The sequence below is a fragment of the Pseudoalteromonas sp. CR1 genome, from assembly GCF_019392235.1.
Classification (GTDB): Bacteria; Pseudomonadota; Gammaproteobacteria; order Enterobacterales; family Alteromonadaceae; genus Pseudoalteromonas.
In genome coordinates, this window is the sequence record NZ_JAHXRM010000184.1 from 1 (window position 1) to 278 (window position 278).

At 62.6% G+C, this 278-nt stretch carries 1 protein-coding gene; it reads right to left on the reverse strand.

Annotated elements, in window-relative coordinates; genetic code table 11:
- The coding region (locus KZZ04_RS19025; protein WP_257903685.1) for an MFS transporter at positions 1 to 254 on the reverse strand (254 nt) is incomplete at its 3' end.
- Positions 255 to 278 lie beyond the last annotated feature (24 nt).

The following is a 278-nucleotide window of genomic DNA, read 5'->3' on the forward strand; positions in this document are numbered from 1 at the left end:
GGCACGCAGATCGGCGCCAGGATTGCGCCGACGTTAGCGCCGGAGTTGAAGATACCGGTGGCCAGCGAGCGTTCTTTCTTGGGGAAGTATTCAGCGGTGGCCTTGATCGCGATGGGGAAGTTGCCCGCCTCACCAATTGCCAATATGGCGCGAGACAGCATAAAGCCGGCAATCGACACCGGAATCACCGCCAGGCCGATTGCGCCGCTGAGCGCCGCGATCCCCTGGCCCATCGGCACCGAAAACGCATGCATGATCGCGCCGGTGGACCAAATGGC